At 70.5% G+C, this 14,344-nt stretch carries 11 protein-coding genes; 8 read left to right on the forward strand and 3 right to left on the reverse strand.

Annotated elements, in window-relative coordinates; genetic code table 11:
• Positions 1 to 34: 34 nt before the first annotated feature.
• The 4 genes from xseB to AACH10_RS08370 are packed head-to-tail and all read left to right on the forward strand — an operon-like array spanning position 35 to position 4,422.
• Positions 35 to 268: an exodeoxyribonuclease VII small subunit gene (gene xseB / locus AACH10_RS08355; protein WP_341409933.1), complete on the forward strand. Its 234-nt coding sequence runs from the start codon at positions 35 to 37 to the stop codon at positions 266 to 268.
• Positions 265 to 1,170: a polyprenyl synthetase family protein gene (locus tag AACH10_RS08360; RefSeq protein WP_341409934.1), complete on the forward strand. Its 906-nt coding sequence runs from the start codon at positions 265 to 267 to the stop codon at positions 1,168 to 1,170. Before xseB ends, AACH10_RS08360 begins: the two co-directional genes overlap by 4 nt.
• Positions 1,171 to 1,196: 26 nt before the next feature.
• Positions 1,197 to 3,125 (forward strand): 1-deoxy-D-xylulose-5-phosphate synthase, encoded by a 1,929-nt coding sequence (dxs, locus tag AACH10_RS08365; protein WP_341409935.1) that lies wholly within the window; start codon positions 1,197 to 1,199, stop codon positions 3,123 to 3,125.
• 49 nt (positions 3,126 to 3,174) lie between these two features.
• The gene (locus AACH10_RS08370; RefSeq protein WP_341409936.1) at positions 3,175 to 4,422 is read left to right on the forward strand and encodes an SUMF1/EgtB/PvdO family nonheme iron enzyme; all 1,248 of its coding nucleotides are present in this window, start codon (positions 3,175 to 3,177) and stop codon (positions 4,420 to 4,422) included.
• A gap of 51 nt (positions 4,423 to 4,473) precedes the next feature.
• Here the strand turns inward: AACH10_RS08370 and AACH10_RS08375 are convergent, their stop codons facing one another.
• A complete protein-coding gene (locus AACH10_RS08375) occupies positions 4,474 to 5,106 on the reverse strand; it encodes a response regulator (RefSeq protein ID WP_341409937.1) in 633 nt (210 codons plus the stop codon).
• Positions 5,107 to 5,436: 330 nt separating this feature from the next.
• Here AACH10_RS08375 and AACH10_RS08380 point away from each other — a divergent pair, with 330 nt between their 5' ends.
• The 4 genes from AACH10_RS08380 (at position 5,437) to AACH10_RS08395 (ending at position 11,432) form a co-directional block, all read left to right on the forward strand.
• Positions 5,437 to 7,665 carry a TonB-dependent receptor family protein gene (locus tag AACH10_RS08380; protein WP_341409938.1) on the forward strand — a complete coding sequence of 743 codons (2,229 nt, stop codon included), beginning with the start codon at positions 5,437 to 5,439 and terminating at the stop codon, positions 7,663 to 7,665.
• Positions 7,666 to 7,727: 62 nt separating this feature from the next.
• A complete protein-coding gene (locus AACH10_RS08385; RefSeq protein WP_341409939.1) occupies positions 7,728 to 8,516 on the forward strand; it encodes a quinoprotein dehydrogenase-associated SoxYZ-like carrier in 789 nt (262 codons plus the stop codon).
• An 11-nt stretch (positions 8,517 to 8,527) separates the two neighbouring features.
• Positions 8,528 to 9,511: a quinoprotein relay system zinc metallohydrolase 1 gene (locus AACH10_RS08390; protein WP_341409940.1), complete on the forward strand. Its 984-nt coding sequence runs from the start codon at positions 8,528 to 8,530 to the stop codon at positions 9,509 to 9,511.
• Positions 9,512 to 9,680: 169 nt separating this feature from the next.
• Positions 9,681 to 11,432, forward strand: a complete 1,752-nt coding sequence (locus AACH10_RS08395; protein ID WP_341409942.1) for a PQQ-dependent methanol/ethanol family dehydrogenase — start codon at positions 9,681 to 9,683, stop codon at positions 11,430 to 11,432.
• 94 nt (positions 11,433 to 11,526) lie between these two features.
• Here AACH10_RS08395 and AACH10_RS08400 read toward each other — a convergent pair whose 3' ends face one another.
• Together AACH10_RS08400 and nirJ are read right to left on the reverse strand one after the other, a co-directional pair.
• Complete coding sequence (locus AACH10_RS08400; protein ID WP_423228578.1) at positions 11,527 to 13,098, reverse strand: cytochrome D1 domain-containing protein; 1,572 nt, start codon at positions 13,096 to 13,098, stop codon at positions 11,527 to 11,529.
• Positions 13,095 to 14,342: a heme d1 biosynthesis radical SAM protein NirJ gene (nirJ, locus tag AACH10_RS08405; protein WP_341409943.1), complete on the reverse strand. Its 1,248-nt coding sequence runs from the start codon at positions 14,340 to 14,342 to the stop codon at positions 13,095 to 13,097. The genes AACH10_RS08400 and nirJ overlap by 4 nt, the downstream gene beginning before the upstream one ends.
• Positions 14,343 to 14,344: the final 2 nt, after the last annotated feature.

Here is a 14,344-nt window from a genome sequence, read left to right on the forward strand (position 1 = left end):
CTAAAATCGAAGATTGCCCAGATTGCAGCTGCCCATGACCGCACCCGCCACCGCGCCCGAACTGCCCGCCCGTTACGAAGACGCGCTGGCCGAACTGGAGCGCCTGGTACAGGCCATGGAAGGAGGGCAGCTGCCGCTGGACGGCCTGCTGGATCACTACAAGCGCGGGGCGGCGCTGTTGGCCTTCTGCCGCGAGCGGCTGCAGGCCGTCGAGGCGCAGGTCAAGGTGCTGGAGGAGGGACAGTTGAGCGATTGGACGGGCGCATGAGCGCCGCCGTGGAGACCGCGGCGTTCGAGGGCTGGGTGCGTGAGCAGCTGGCCCAGGTGGAACAGGCGCTGGACGCCTGGGTGCCGGCCGATGCGCCGGCGGGCCTGGGCGCGGCCATGCGCTACGGCGTGCTCGATGGCGGCAAGCGCCTGCGTCCGCTGCTGGTGCGCGCGGCCGCCGAGGCGGTCAACGGCCACTGCGACGCCGCGATGCGCGCCGCGGTGGCGGTGGAGCTGATCCATGCCTACTCGCTGGTGCATGACGACATGCCCTGCATGGACGACGATGTGCTGCGCCGTGGCAAGCCCACCGTGCATGTGCAGTTCGGCGAGGCCACGGCCATGTTGGCCGGCGATGCCATGCAGGCCCTGGCCTTCGAGGTGCTCACCCCCGAGGGTGAGGCCGGCCTGCCGCCGGCGCTGCAGGCGCGCCTGGTGGCGCTGCTGGCCCGCGCCTCGGGCCATGCCGGCATGGCCGGTGGCCAGGCCATCGACCTGGCGGCCACCGGCAAGCCGCTCACCGAGGCCGAGCTGCGCCAGATGCACCGGCTGAAGACCGGTGCGCTGCTGCAGGCCAGCGTGCTGATGGGCGCCGCCACCGGCCCCTGCGGCGCGGGAGCCTGGTCGGCGCTGTCTGACTTCGGCGCCGCGCTGGGCCTGGCCTTCCAGATCGTCGACGACATCCTCGACGTCACCCAGGCGTCCGACAAGCTCGGCAAGACCGCCGGCAAGGACATGGACGCCAACAAGCCCACCTACGTCACCGTGCTCGGCCTGGACGAGGCACGGCGCCAGGCGCATGCGCTGCATGCCTCGGCCGTCGATGCCCTGGCCCGCAGCGGCCTGGCCGACACCCACGGCCTGCGCCAGCTGGCCGACATGGTGGTGCACCGCGACTGCTGAACGGCCACGCCCGGAAGAGAACATCCATGCCTTATCCGCTGCTGCAGTCCATCACCACCCCGGCCGAGCTGCGCCGCCTGTCGCGCGCCCAGCTGCGCACGCTGGCGCAGGAGTTGCGCGCCTTCCTGCTCGAAAGCGTGGCCAAGACTGGCGGCCACCTGTCGTCCAACCTGGGCACGGTGGAGCTCACCATCGCGCTGCACTACGTGTTCGACACGCCGCACGACCGCCTGGTGTGGGACGTGGGCCACCAGACCTATCCGCACAAGATCCTCACCGGTCGCCGCGAGGCCATGCCCACGCTCAAGCAGCTCGGCGGCATCAGCGGCTTCCCGCGCCGCGCCGAGAGCGAGTACGACACCTTCGGCACCGGCCACTCCAGCACCAGCATCTCGGCCGCGCTGGGCATGGCGCATGCCGCCAAGCTCAAGGGCGAGCGCCGTCATGTGGTGGCGGTGATCGGCGATGGCGCGATGACCGGCGGCATGGCCTTCGAGGCCATGAACCACGGCGGTTCGCCGCACGGTGTGGGCCCGGCCGACATGCTGGTGGTGCTCAACGACAACGACATGTCGATCAGCCCGCCGGTGGGCGCGTTGAACAAGCACCTGGCACGCCTGATGAGCGGCAACTTCTACAGCGCCGCGCGCGAGGGCGCCAAGAGCGTGCTGAAGAACACGCCGCTGTACGAGTTCGCCCGCCGCTTCGAGGAGCACACCAAGGGCATGGTGGTGCCCGGCACCATCTTCGAGGAACTGGGCTTTACCTACGTGGGCCCGATCGACGGCCACGACCTGGATTCGCTGATCCCCACGCTGGAGAACCTGCGCGACAAGCGCGGGCCGCAGTTCCTGCACGTGGTCACGAAGAAGGGCTACGGCTACAAGCTGGCCGAGGCCGACCCGATCGGCTACCACGGCCCGGGCAAGTTCGATCCGGGCGTGGGCCTGACCAAGCCGAGCGCGCCGCCCAAGACCACCTTCACGCAGGTGTTCGGCCAGTGGCTGTGCGACATGGCCGCGGCCGACCCGCGCCTGGTGGGCATCACGCCGGCCATGCGCGAGGGCTCGGGCATGGTCGAGTTCGAGCAGCGCTTCCCCAAGCGCTACCACGACGTGGGCATCGCCGAGCAGCACGCCGTCACCTTTGCCGGTGGCATGGCCTGCGAGGGCTACAAGCCGGTGGTGGCGATCTACTCCACCTTCCTGCAGCGCGGCTATGACCAGCTGATCCACGACGTCGCGCTGCAGAACCTGCCGGTGATGTTCGCGCTCGACCGCGCCGGTCTGGTGGGCGCCGATGGCGCCACCCATGCCGGGGCCTACGACATCGCCTTCCTGCGCTGCGTGCCGAACATGGCCGTGCTGACGCCGTCCGACGAGAACGAGTGCCGCCAGGCCCTGACCACCGCCTTCCGCCGCGACCACCCCACCGCCGTGCGCTACCCGCGCGGTGCCGGCATCGGCGCGGCCATCGAGCCGGGCCTGACCGAGCTGCCCTGGGGCCAGGGCGAGGTGCGTCGCACCAGCCGCCTGCCCCAGGCCGCGGGGCAGGGCGCGCCGCGCCGTGTGGCCATCCTGGCCTTCGGCACGCTGCTGCACCCGGCGCTGGCCGCCGCCGAGGCGCTGGACGCCACGGTGGCCAACATGCGCTTCGCCAAGCCGCTGGACACCGAACTGGTGGCCGAACTGGCCCGCAGCCATGACGCGCTGGTCACGCTGGAGGAGGGCTGCATTGCCGGTGGCGCGGGCAGCGCGGTCGGCGAGGCCCTGGCCGCCGCCGGCCTGAGCGTGCCGCTGCTGCACCTGGGCCTGCCCGACGAGTTCATCGAGCATGGCGATCCTGCCAAGCTGCTGGCCTTGTGCGGGCTGGACGCGGCGGGCATCGAGGCTGCGGTGCGCAAGCGCTTCGGGCCCGCGCTGTCGCTGGTGGCGCGGCCCGCGGTCAACGACTGACCGGACCCCCCTCCCGCCCCGCCCCGCACGCCGACGCCACCGCACCCGCATGAGCCTCGGCGCTGCCCTCATTGATCCCCGCGTGCACGACGGGCCGGCCATGCGCCGCGCCGGCCCGGAACTGCTGTCGTTGGCGCTGATGGATGCACGCAGCCGCACGCTGGGCTGGCTGGCGGCGTTCGAGGGCCTGAGCTTTCGCGAGCCCTTCACCGACTTCGATCCGCCGCTGTGGTGGGTGGGCCACGCCGCGTGGTTCCAGGAATACTGGATCGCCCGCCATGTGCAGCGCAGCCGTGGCGAGGCGGCCGACCCGGCGGGCCTGCGCCTGCCGCCGGTGGAGCCGGGCGTCGATGCCTGGTTCGATCCCCAGGCGGCCAGCCGCGCCGAGCGCTGGCGCCGCGAGATGCCCGACGCACAGGCGCTGCGCCGCTACCTGGCGCTCACGCTGGAGGGCACGCTGGAGTTGCTGGACAAGCTGGGCACGGGCCCGGATGGCGCGTCGGACGATGCGGCCCTGCATGTCTACCGGCTGGCGCTGCAGCACGAAGACCGCATCGGCGAGACGTTGGCCGTGCTGGCCCAGGCGCTGGACCTGGCGCCCGAGCGCCTGCAAGGGGCCCAGGCCGCCGGCTGGCTGGCCGAACTGCCGGTGCGCGCGCGCCGCGACAGCATCGGACTGCCGGGCCAGCGCATGACCTTGGGCGCAGCCCACGGCGGCTTCGTGCCCGAGACCGAACGCTGGGCACACGCGGTGCAGGTGCCCGAGTTCGAGATCGATGCCCAGCCGGTCGGCTGGGCCGAGTACGCCGAGTTCATCGACGACGGCGGTTACGACGACCGCCGGTGGTGGAGCTGCGACGGCTGGGACTGGCTGGAGGCCACCACGCGCCGCGCGCCGCGCTATGTGGAGCAGGTGGCCGGTGGTGTGCTGGCGCGGCGTCAGGGCCGCATGCAGCGCGTGCCGGGGGCCCAGCCGGTGCTGCATGTCAGCGCGCACGAGGCCGAGGCCTGGTGCCGCTGGGCGGGCCGGCGCCTGCCCACCGAGCCCGAATGGGAACTGGCGGCCACCACCGCGGTGCGGCGCGGCTTCGTCTGGGGCGAACTGCTGGAGTGGACGGCGGGCAGCGCCCGCGCCTGGCCCGGCGCACCAGCCAGCCTGGCCATCGCGCCGGGGCAGCGGGTGCTGCGCGGCGCCACGCTGCAGGCCAGCCCGCGCCTGCGCCACCCGTGCGCGCGGCGCTTCGTACCGCCCACGGCCGACGAACTGTTCTGCGGTTTTCGCAGCTGCAGCATTTGAGCACCCGGCTTCGCGAGTACGCGAAGCCACCCGCGCTCTCCGACGAACGGCTTACTTTTCTACGAGGCCTTCGCGCACCGCCAGGCGCACCAGGCCGGTCACGCCGTGCACGCCCAGCTTGGCCATGATGCGGCTGCGGTAGGTGTCCACCGTCTTGGGTGACAGGTGCAGCTGCTGGCCGATGGCGGCGCTGGACAGGCCGTTGACCACCATCGTGATGATCTGGCGCTCGCGCGGCGACAGCGTGGCGAAGGCGTCGTCGGTGCTGGGTGCGGTGAGGGCCTGCAGCGCCAGGTCAGCCACCTGCGGGCCGAAGAAGCGGCGGCCGGCGGCCACGGCGTCGATGGCCTGCAGCAACTCGGGGGCGCCCGCGTCCTTCAGCACATAGCCCGCGGCGCCCAGGCGCACGGCCTCGGCCACGTGGCGCGGCTGCTCCGACATGGTCAGCACCACGGCGCGCACGGTGGCGTCGCGGCGGCGCAGCTCGTGCAGCACCTCGAAGCCCGAGCGTTCGCCCAGGCCCAGGTCCAGCAGCATCACCTGCGCCTGTCGTTGTTGCGCCTCCACAACAGCTTGCGTCGGGTCGCTGGCGGTGCCGACCACCTCGTGGCCGGCTGACTCGAGCAACGCCTGCAGGCCGTCCCGCAGGATGGCCTGGTCATCGACGAGGTAGATCCGGGTCATTGCACCGATCCAATCACTGCACGTTTGCTGCGGCGCCACATGGGCCGCTGCCTGGCCACCCACGTGGCCTGAGCCTGACTGTGACGCAGGCACGCGTGCACATCAGGCCGGAAAAGCGGCACTGGAAACATTGTTTTTCGACTCCCTGACATGTGGCTTGTCGTTCCACTTGGTCACACGATACCAAATGCACATCGGGGTTGATCCGATTTGAAGCATCGCACGGGTAAATGCCGGGTTGGTCGCGCCCTGGGGTCGCGGCCACAGTGCGGTCAGCGGGGCGCCTGCCGTGGGCACGCGTCCTGAGTCCGTGTCACTGAATCGAGCATCATGATCCCCAGTTTCCGCCATGCGCCGGTCGCGCTGGCCTGCCTGCTGACCGCCGCCTCGGCCGCGGCCCAAAACTCCGGCACATCTGCGGCAGCCGCCCCCGCGTCGGCAGCCGTCACCGAGACGGTGGTCATCACCGGCACCCCCAAGGCCCAACGCCTCCTGGACGCGCCGTTCGCGATCTCGGCAGTCGATGCCACGGCGCTGCGCGATGCCGGGCCGATGGTCAACCTGTCGGAGGCGCTGGCCGCGGTGCCGGGCCTGGTGGTCAACAACCGCAGCAACTACGCCCAGGACCTGCAGATGAGCTCGCGCGGCTTTGGTGCGCGTGCGGCCTTCGGGGTGCGCGGCCTGCGGCTCTACACCGACGGCATTCCGGCCACCATGCCGGATGGCCAGGGCCAGGTGGCGCATGTCGATCTGGCCGGTGCCGAGCGCATCGAGGTGCTGCGCGGCCCGTTCTCGGCGCTGTACGGCAGCAGTTCGGGGGGCGTCGTGGCGGTGTTCAGTGCCCCGGTGCGCGGGGCGCAGGGCGAACTGGCGCTGGATGCCGGCAGCTTCGGCCTGCGGCAGGCGCGCGCCAGCGTGGCCGCACCGCTGGGCCAGGGCTTCGATGCGCGCGTCAGCGTCAGCAGCACCGATCTTGACGGCTTCCGTCCGCACAGCGCCGCGCACCGCACGCTGGGCAACCTGCGCCTGGGCTGGCGCAACGACACCGACACCGTGGTGCTGCTGGTGTCCGACCACAACCAGCGCGCGCAGGACCCGCTGGGCCTCAAGCGCGAGCAGTTCGATGCCGACGCGCGCAGCACCACGGCCGAGGCCGACCAGTTCGACACGCGCAAGACCATCCGCCAGACCCAGGCCGGCCTCAGCTGGCGCCACCGCTTCACCGATGCCGGTGCGCTGCGCGAAAGCCAGCTGGCCGGCTACTACGGCTCGCGGGGTGTCACCGGCTGGCAGGCCATCACCGCCGCCACGCAGACCGGCAGCGCACGCCAGAGCGGCGGCGTGGTCGATTTCGACCGCACCTACGGCGGCCTGGAAGGCCGGCTGCTGTGGCAGATCGGCGCGCTCGACCTGGTCACCGGCCTGAACGTCGAGACCCAGCAGGATGACCGGCGCGGCTACGAGAACTTCTCCGGCACCGCCAGTGCGCCGGGCACGTACGGCGTGGTCGGCAAGGTGCGGCGCGACGAGACCAACCGGGCCACCACCACCGAGGGCTTCGTGCAGGCGCAATGGCCGCTGGCCGCCGGCGTCGCGCTCACCGGCGGCCTGCGCGGTGGCCGCGTGGAGTTGAGCACGCACGACCGCTACCAGTCGTGCGCCGACCGCACTCGCGTCGACAGCGTGGCCACCTGCACCAGCCAGACCGGCGTCAACGGCGACGACAGCGGTGCGCTGAGCTACAGCTATGTCAACCCGGCGCTCGGTCTGCGCTGGTCGCTGGCGCCCACCTGGACGGTGTATGCCAGCGCGGCGCGCGGATTCGAGTCGCCCACGCTGACCGAACTGGCCTACCGGCCCGATGGCGCCGGCGGTTTCAACGGCGACCTGAAGGGCCAGCGCAGCCAGCAGCTGGAGCTGGGCACCAAGTGGCGTGGCGGCGGCATCGAGGCCGAGTTCGCGCTGTTCGACGCCCGCACCAGCGACGAGATCGGCGTGTTCACCAACAGCGGCGGGCGCAGCACCTTCCGCAACGTCGGCCGCACCCACCGCAGCGGCGCCGAGCTGTCGGCCGCCTGGCGGCCGGTGAGCGGCCTGCGCCTGCAGGCCACCGTCAGCGTGCTGGACGCCACCTACCTCGACAGCTTCGAGACCTGCACCGCGGCCCCGTGCACGCTGACCTCGGCCACCAACAAGGTGACGGTGAGCGCCGGCAACCGCATCGCCGGCACCCAGCGCGCCAGCGCCTACGCCCAGGCCGCCTGGCGTGCCGGCTGGCTGCCCGGCGAACTGGCGCTGGAGTGGCGCGCCCTGTCGCGCGCGATGGCCAACGACACCAACACCGCGTCGGCCGGTGGCTATGCGCTGGCCAATCTGCGCTGGAGCGGCACGCTGCCGCTGGGCGCGGCCGATGCCATCGAGCTGCTGGCGCGCGTGGACAACGTGTTCGACCGCGTGCACGCCGGCAGCGTGATCGTCAACGATGCCAACCAGCGCTTCTTCGAGACCGGCGTGCCGCGTGCGCTGCTGCTGTCGGCGCGCTGGCAGCACCGCTGGTGAGCGCCGGCGTCCGCCCGCCGGCCTGAACCCCTGAACCTCGGCCCATGCTCCGGAGGCAACCGATGCGACGACGCACCCTGCTCTGGATGGCGGCAGCCGGCTGCGCCGCGGCGCAGGCGGCACCGCCGCCCGACGACGCCTTCGGCGGCGACCCGTTCCGCAGCCACCAGTGGCCCGAGCTGAAGAAGGAGTTCCTCGGTGCCAAGGCGCGCGTGGTGTTCGACGAGCGGGTCAAGGTGCTGGGCCCGGCCTTCGCCGAGGACTCGATGAACGTGCCGATCACGGTCAGCGCGGCGCTGCCGGGTGTGCAGCGCATCGTGGTGCTGGTCGACCGCAACCCGATCCGCAAGGTGCTCGAGCTGCAGCCGCTGAGCGCGCAGCCCACGGTGGGCTTCCGTTTCAAGCTGGAGCAGGCGTCGCCGGTGCGCGCCGCGGCGCTGCTGGCCGATGGCGTGTGGCATGTGGGCGGCACGCTGGTGGACGCGGCCGGTGGCGGCTGCACCGTGCCCGGCGGCACGCGGGCCGATGGCAGCTGGACGCAGACGCTGGGCCAGGTAAGCGGCCGCCTGTTCACCAGCAGCGCGCCGGCCGGTGGCGATGCCGCAGCACGCCTGCGCGTGCGCATCATGCACCCGATGGACACCGGCCTGGTCAATGGCATCCCGGCCTTCTTCGTCAGCCGCCTGACGGTGCGCGATGGCCGCGAGCGCGAGCTGCTGCGCATCCAGACCTTCGAGCCGGTCAGTGAAAACCCCGTGTTCACCTTCGACTTCGCCGAGCGCCCGCCCGGGCCGCTGCGCATCGTGGGCGTGGACAACAACGGCAACCGCATCGACAGCAAGGTGGAGTGATGGCGACGAGGATGCGACGACGCTCCGGCCGCTCGGTGATGCTGGCGCTGGCCGCCGCAGCGCTGCTGGCCACGCCGCCCATCGAGGCCCAGGCACCCGGACCGCAGGTCAACCTGGCCCGGCTGGACTACGGCCTGAAGGCCCGTGCGCTGGCCGAGGGCGTGTGGGTGGTGGAGGGCGCCAACGACGACTTCAGCCCGGCCAACGGCTGCAACGTCATCAACACCGGCTTCATCGCCACCGGCGGCGGCGTGCTGGTCATCAACACCGGGCCCAGCCGGCGCTATGGCGAGCAGCTGCGCGCGCTGATCGAGCGCACGACGCGCGAGCCCATCGTGCAGGTGCTGCACCTGAACCTGCACCCCGACTACTTCCTGGGCAACCAGGCGTTCGCCGACGTGCCGATCACCGCCACCGCCATCACCCGCGCCGGCATGGCGCGCGAGGCCAAGGCCTACGAGGACAACCTCTACCGCCTCTGCGGCGACTGGATGAAGGGCACCGAGGCGCGCCTGCCGACGCAGACCATCGGCCCCGGCCCGCTGCGCATCGGCAAGCGCGAGTTCGAGCTGCGCGAGTGGAAGGGCCACACCGACAGCGACCTGGTGCTGATCGATCGCGCCAGCCATGTGGCCTTCGTCGGCGGCCTGGTGTTCGCCGACCGCGTGCCCACCACGCCGCATGCCGAGCCGCGGGCCTGGCTGGCCTCGCTGGAGCAGTTGGCCACGCTGAAACTGGGCACCGTGGTGCCCAGCCACGGCCCGGTGCATGCCGAGGGCCTGGGGCTCAACCAGACGCGCAGCTACCTGCAATGGCTGGACGGCCAGTTCGGCCGCTGGGCCGAGGCCGGCTGGGACATGAACGAGGTGCTGCGCGGCCCGGTGCCGGTGGCCTTCCGCCAGTGGGCCGCCTGGCCGGCCGAGTACACCCGCAACGTGGCACACCTGTACCCGCGCTATGAGCGCGCCGCGTTGCAGCGGCCGAAGTCGCCATGAGCGAAAAAGGTCGCGCTGTGCGAGCCTGGAGCACTGCGCCTCGGGTAAGCCCTCAAAAAAGCACCTCCAGACCGGGGGTGAAAGATGGCACGCTAGTTGCCGGGAAATCTTCCCGAAGCATCGGGTCTGGTTCCCGGTGTGACACCCCTTCCCTGGAGGAGACCCTCGAATGCGAATCAAACTGTTGAGCTTCCTGGTTGCGGCGGGCTGCGCTGCAATGGCCGGCCAGTCGGCGATGGCCGCCGGCGTCACCGATCAGATGATCGAGAACGACGCCAAGTCCACCGGTGACGTGCTGAGCTGGGGCGTCGGCCCGCAGGGCCAGCGCTACTCGCCGCTGAAGACGGTGAACACGGGCAATGTGAACAAGCTCGTGCCGGTGTGGTCGTTCTCCTTCGGCGGCGAGAAGCAGCGCGGCCAGGAGAGCCAGCCGATCGTGCACGAAGGCAAGATGTACGTCACGGCCTCGTACTCGCGCATCTTCGCGCTGGACGCCAAGACCGGTGCCAAGCTGTGGAAGTACGAGCACCGCCTGCCCGACGGCATCATGCCCTGCTGCGACGTGATCAACCGCGGCGCTGCCATCTATGACAACCTGGTGATCTTCGCCACGCTGGACGCCCAGCTGGTGGCCCTGAACAAGGACACCGGTGACGTCGTCTGGAAGGAGAAGATCGACGACTACGCCGCCGGCTACTCGGCCAGCGCGGCACCGCTGATCGCGGGCGGCCTGCTGCTGACCGGCGTGTCGGGCGGCGAGTTCGGCGTGATCGGCCGCGTCGAGGCGCGCAACCCCAAGACCGGCGCGCTGGTCTGGGTGCGTCCGGTGGTCGAAGGCCACATGGGCAAGAAGTACGACGCCAACGGCAACGCCAGCGACAACGGCGTCTCGGGCACCACCGGCAAGACCTGGCCGGGCGACCTGTGGAAGACCGGCGGCGCGGCCACCTGGCTGGGCGGCACCTACAACCCGAAGACGGGCCTGGCCTACTTCGGCACCGGCAACCCGGCGCCCTGGAACAGCCACCTGCGCAAGGGTGACAACCTGTACAGCTGCTCGACCGTCGCCATCGACGTGAAGACCGGCCAGATCGTGTGGCACTACCAGAACACGCCCAACGACGGCTGGGACTTCGATGGCGTGAACGAGTTCGTCACCTATGACGATGGCGGCCAGGTGCTGGGTGGCAAGGCCGACCGCAACGGCTTCTTCTACGTCAACGACGCCAAGACCGGCAAGCTGGTCAACGCCTTCCCCTTCGTCAAGAAGGTGACCTGGGCCACCGGCATCGACCTGAAGACCGGCCGCCCGAACTTCGTGCCCGAGAACCGCCCCGGTGATCCCACCGCCGGCGCCGATGGCAAGAAGGGCAACACGGTCTTCGCCGCCCCGTCGTTCCTGGGTGGCAAGAACCAGATGCCGATGGCCTACTCGCCCGACACCAAGCTGTTCTACGTGCCGGCCAACGAGTGGGGCATGGAGATCTGGAACGAGCCCATCACCTACAAGAAGGGTGCGGCCTACCTGGGCGCCGGCTTCACGATCAAGACGCTGAACGACGGCCCGATCGGCGCGCTGCGCGCCATCGACCCGAAGAGCGGCAAGATCGTCTGGGAAGCGCCGAACAACGCCCCGCTGTGGGGTGGTGTGCTGACCACCGGCGGCAACCTGGTGTTCTGGGGCACGCCGGAAGGCTACCTGCAGGCCGCCGATGCCAAGACCGGCAAGATCCTCTGGAAGTTCCAGACGGGTTCCGGCGTGGTGGCCCCCCCGATCACCTGGGAAGACAAGGGCGAGCAGTACGTCGCCGTGGCTTCGGGCTGGGGTGGTGCCGTGCCGCTGTGGGGCGGCGACGTGGCCAAGAAGGTCAACTACCTCGAGCAGGGTGGCTCGATGTGGGTGTTCAAGCTCGCGAAGTGAGCGACATCGGCTGGCACCGCCAGCCGATGACCCGAACGAACGAAAGGGGCCGCGAGGCCCCTTTTTTCATGCCCGGCGCCCGGTGTCCGATGGGTCAATGCGAGGTGCCTTCCGAGCGCGTGATCTTGTTGAACACGTTGTACTTGCCCACCGGCTTGCTCATCGGCAGGCGCTTGACCTCCTTGAACGTGGCGGCGTCGTAGACGATCAGCGCGCCGTCCATCTCCCACACGCTGGCCAGGGCGTAGCGGCCGTCCTTGGTGAACTCGATGTGCGCCAGCGTCTTGCCGGGCTCCTTCACCTGGGCCACCACGGCCAGCGTGCGCTTGTCGACGATGCTGAGTGTGTCGCGGGCCTTGGGGCTCATCATCGAATCGGTCCAGGCATAGGGCGTGGCCTCGTGGCTGCGCACGAAGAAGCCGGGGCCCGGCGTGGTCAGGGTGGTCACGCGCTGCCAGGTCTGCATGTCGATGACGTCCAGCGCCCCGTCCTTCAGGTTGGGGCTGAGCAGCAGCGTGCGGCCCTCGCGCTGGAAGGTGATGCCCGAGCCCAGGTGTGGCATGCCGGCAATCGGCAGTTCGGCGATCTTGCGGCGCACGTCCAGGTTCACCACCTGGGCCGAGGGCTTGCCGTCGTCGCGCGGGCGCGTGGCGCCCAGCGCGTGGCGGTAGCCCTGGTCGAAGAAGAAGTCGTCCAGCGGCTCGTCCAGCGGCGTGCGGCGCACGCCCAGGTAGCCCGGCTTGGCAATGGCTTCACCCATCTTGTAGTCGTGCACCAGGCCGTCGTGGATGGGCTCGGCCTTCGGGTCGTAGCTGATCTCCCAGAGTTCCGGGATGTCTTTCAGCGCCACGACGAAGCTGCGGCGCGGCGCCGCGTCGTACACCGCCGAGACGCGCGACGTGGCCTTGCCGTCCAGCGTGGCGGCGGCATAGGTCTTCACCAGGTTCAGCTGTGCATCGAACAGCGCCAGCGTGTGCGGAAAGTAGTTGGCCGCCATCACCCAGCGCCCGTCGCCCGAGACGGCCACGTTGCGCATGTTCAGACCGGCCCGCACCTCGGCCACCACCTGCAGGCTGTATAGGTCGAACTTGGTGATCCAGCCATCGCGCGAGCCGAAGAACACATGACGTCCATCGGGCGTGAACTTGGGGCCACCGTGCAGCGCATAGCGGCTGGCGAAGCGGTGCATCACCGTGAAGCGGTCGCCGTCCAGGATGCTGACATGGTGGTCGCCACCTTCGACCACGACGAACAGGTTCATCGGGTCGGCGGTCCACTGCGGCTGGGCCGGCAGCCTGGCGGGATCGACGCTGGCGATGCGGCTGGCGCGGATGTCGTCCTCGCCCCAGCGCGGCGCCGGCAGCACCGGTGTGCGGATGTAGGCCGACAGCGCGGCGATCTCGTCGGCCGCCAGCGTCGTCTGGAAGCCGGGCATCTGCGTGGCCTGGCGCCCCGCGGTGATGGTCTTCAGGGCCTCGGCCGGGCGCAGGCGCTCCAGGCTCTCGGGCAGCAGGGCCGGGCCCATGCCACCGGTGCGCTGGGTGCCGTGGCAGCTGGCGCAGTGCTGCTGGTACAGCGCGGCGGCATCGGGGGCGGCCTGGGCGTTGGCGGTCAGCAGCGCCGCGGCCGCCAGGGCCAGTGCGCCACGCAAAAATGGGGCGATCACGAGGCCTCCACCACTGGAATCTGCGCCAGCGTCTGCCGCGCGCTGAATGGTGTGGTCACCACGCGCATGTCACCGCCGGCCACGCCGATCTCTTCATCCGTCAGGTAGCAGCCCGGGTCTTCGGCCCAGGGGTTGCCGGTGACCTGCTGCGCCCGCACGCGGGTGTTGCCATTGCAGATGGCCAGATGCCGGCAGCCGGCGCAGCGGCCCTGCACCGGGCGCGGGTGCTGCTTCAGCCCGGCCAGCAGCGGATCGCTCAGGTCCGTCCACAGGGCCGAGAACGGCCGCTCGCGCACATTGCCCAGCGTGTGGTGCCACCACATGGTGTCAGGGTGGACGTTGCCGAGGTTGTCGATGTTGGCCACGTTCACGCCGCTGGCGTTGCCGCCCCAGGCGCGCAGGTGCTCGGCCATCGCGTCGCCGAAGCGCGCATGCAGCGCCGGCAGGTGCGTGGCCACCCATTGCAGCAGGTAGGGGCCGTCGGCATCGTTGTTGCCGGTCACGTAGTCTTCGTCGCGGCCTTCCTGGGCGGCGGCCCAGGCGCGGGCGTAGAGCATGTCCAGCGCGTCGCGTGTGGCCAGGTGCTGGGCGTCCTTGCCGCGGTGGATGTTGCCGCGGCCGGCGTAGTTCAGGTGCGAGAAGTAGAACTTGTCCACCTGCTCGTCGCGCATCAGTTGCAGCAGGGCCGGCAGGTCGTGCGCGTTCAGCGCCGTCATCGTGAAGCGCAGGCCCACCTTCACGCCGCGCGCATGCAGCAGGCGCACGGCGGCCAGGCTGCGGTCGAAGGCGCCGTCCAGCCGGCGGAACTTGTCGTGCGTGTCGCGCAGACCGTCAAGGCTGATGCCCACGTAGTCCAGTCCCAGCGCGGCGATGCGGTCGGCTTCCGCGTCGTCAACCAGCGTGCCGTTGGTCGACAGGCCGACATAGAAGCGCATGGCCTTGGCACGCTCGGCGATGGCGTGGATGTCGGGCCGCATCAGCGGCTCGCCGCCTGAGAGGATCAGCACCGGCACGTGGAAGGCCTTCAGGTCGTCCATCACCGTGAACACCTCGTCGGTGCTCAGTTCTCCTGCGTAGTCGTGGTCGGCCGACAGCGCGTAGCAGTGCTTGCAGGTCAGGTTGCAGCGGCGGATCAGGTTCCAGATCACCACCGGGCCGGGCGGCTTCCTGTGGCTGGCCGCAGGGTAGGCGCCGGTGCGCTCGGCATTGGCCAGATCGCGCATGAACTGCGAGATGCGGAACATGT

The sequence above is a fragment of the Pseudaquabacterium inlustre genome (assembly GCF_038066595.1).
GTDB classification, from domain to species: domain Bacteria; phylum Pseudomonadota; class Gammaproteobacteria; order Burkholderiales; family Burkholderiaceae_C; genus Pseudaquabacterium; species Pseudaquabacterium inlustre.

What these genes read in the sequence shown, in the direction of transcription:
- xseB (WP_341409933.1), top strand. Translation starts at nt 35, where the DNA reads ATGACCGCACCCGCCACCGCGCCCGAACTGCCCGCCCGTTACGAAGAC.
- AACH10_RS08360 (WP_341409934.1), top strand. Translation starts at nt 265, where the DNA reads ATGAGCGCCGCCGTGGAGACCGCGGCGTTCGAGGGCTGGGTGCGTGAG.
- dxs (WP_341409935.1), top strand. Translation starts at nt 1,197, where the DNA reads ATGCCTTATCCGCTGCTGCAGTCCATCACCACCCCGGCCGAGCTGCGC.
- AACH10_RS08370 (WP_341409936.1), top strand. Translation starts at nt 3,175, where the DNA reads ATGAGCCTCGGCGCTGCCCTCATTGATCCCCGCGTGCACGACGGGCCG.
- AACH10_RS08375 (WP_341409937.1), bottom strand. Translation starts at nt 5,106, where the DNA reads ATGACCCGGATCTACCTCGTCGATGACCAGGCCATCCTGCGGGACGGC.
- AACH10_RS08380 (WP_341409938.1), top strand. Translation starts at nt 5,437, where the DNA reads ATGATCCCCAGTTTCCGCCATGCGCCGGTCGCGCTGGCCTGCCTGCTG.
- AACH10_RS08385 (WP_341409939.1), top strand. Translation starts at nt 7,728, where the DNA reads ATGCGACGACGCACCCTGCTCTGGATGGCGGCAGCCGGCTGCGCCGCG.
- AACH10_RS08390 (WP_341409940.1), top strand. Translation starts at nt 8,528, where the DNA reads ATGCGACGACGCTCCGGCCGCTCGGTGATGCTGGCGCTGGCCGCCGCA.
- AACH10_RS08395 (WP_341409942.1), top strand. Translation starts at nt 9,681, where the DNA reads ATGCGAATCAAACTGTTGAGCTTCCTGGTTGCGGCGGGCTGCGCTGCA.
- nirJ (WP_341409943.1), bottom strand. Translation starts at nt 14,342, where the DNA reads ATGTTCCGCATCTCGCAGTTCATGCGCGATCTGGCCAATGCCGAGCGC.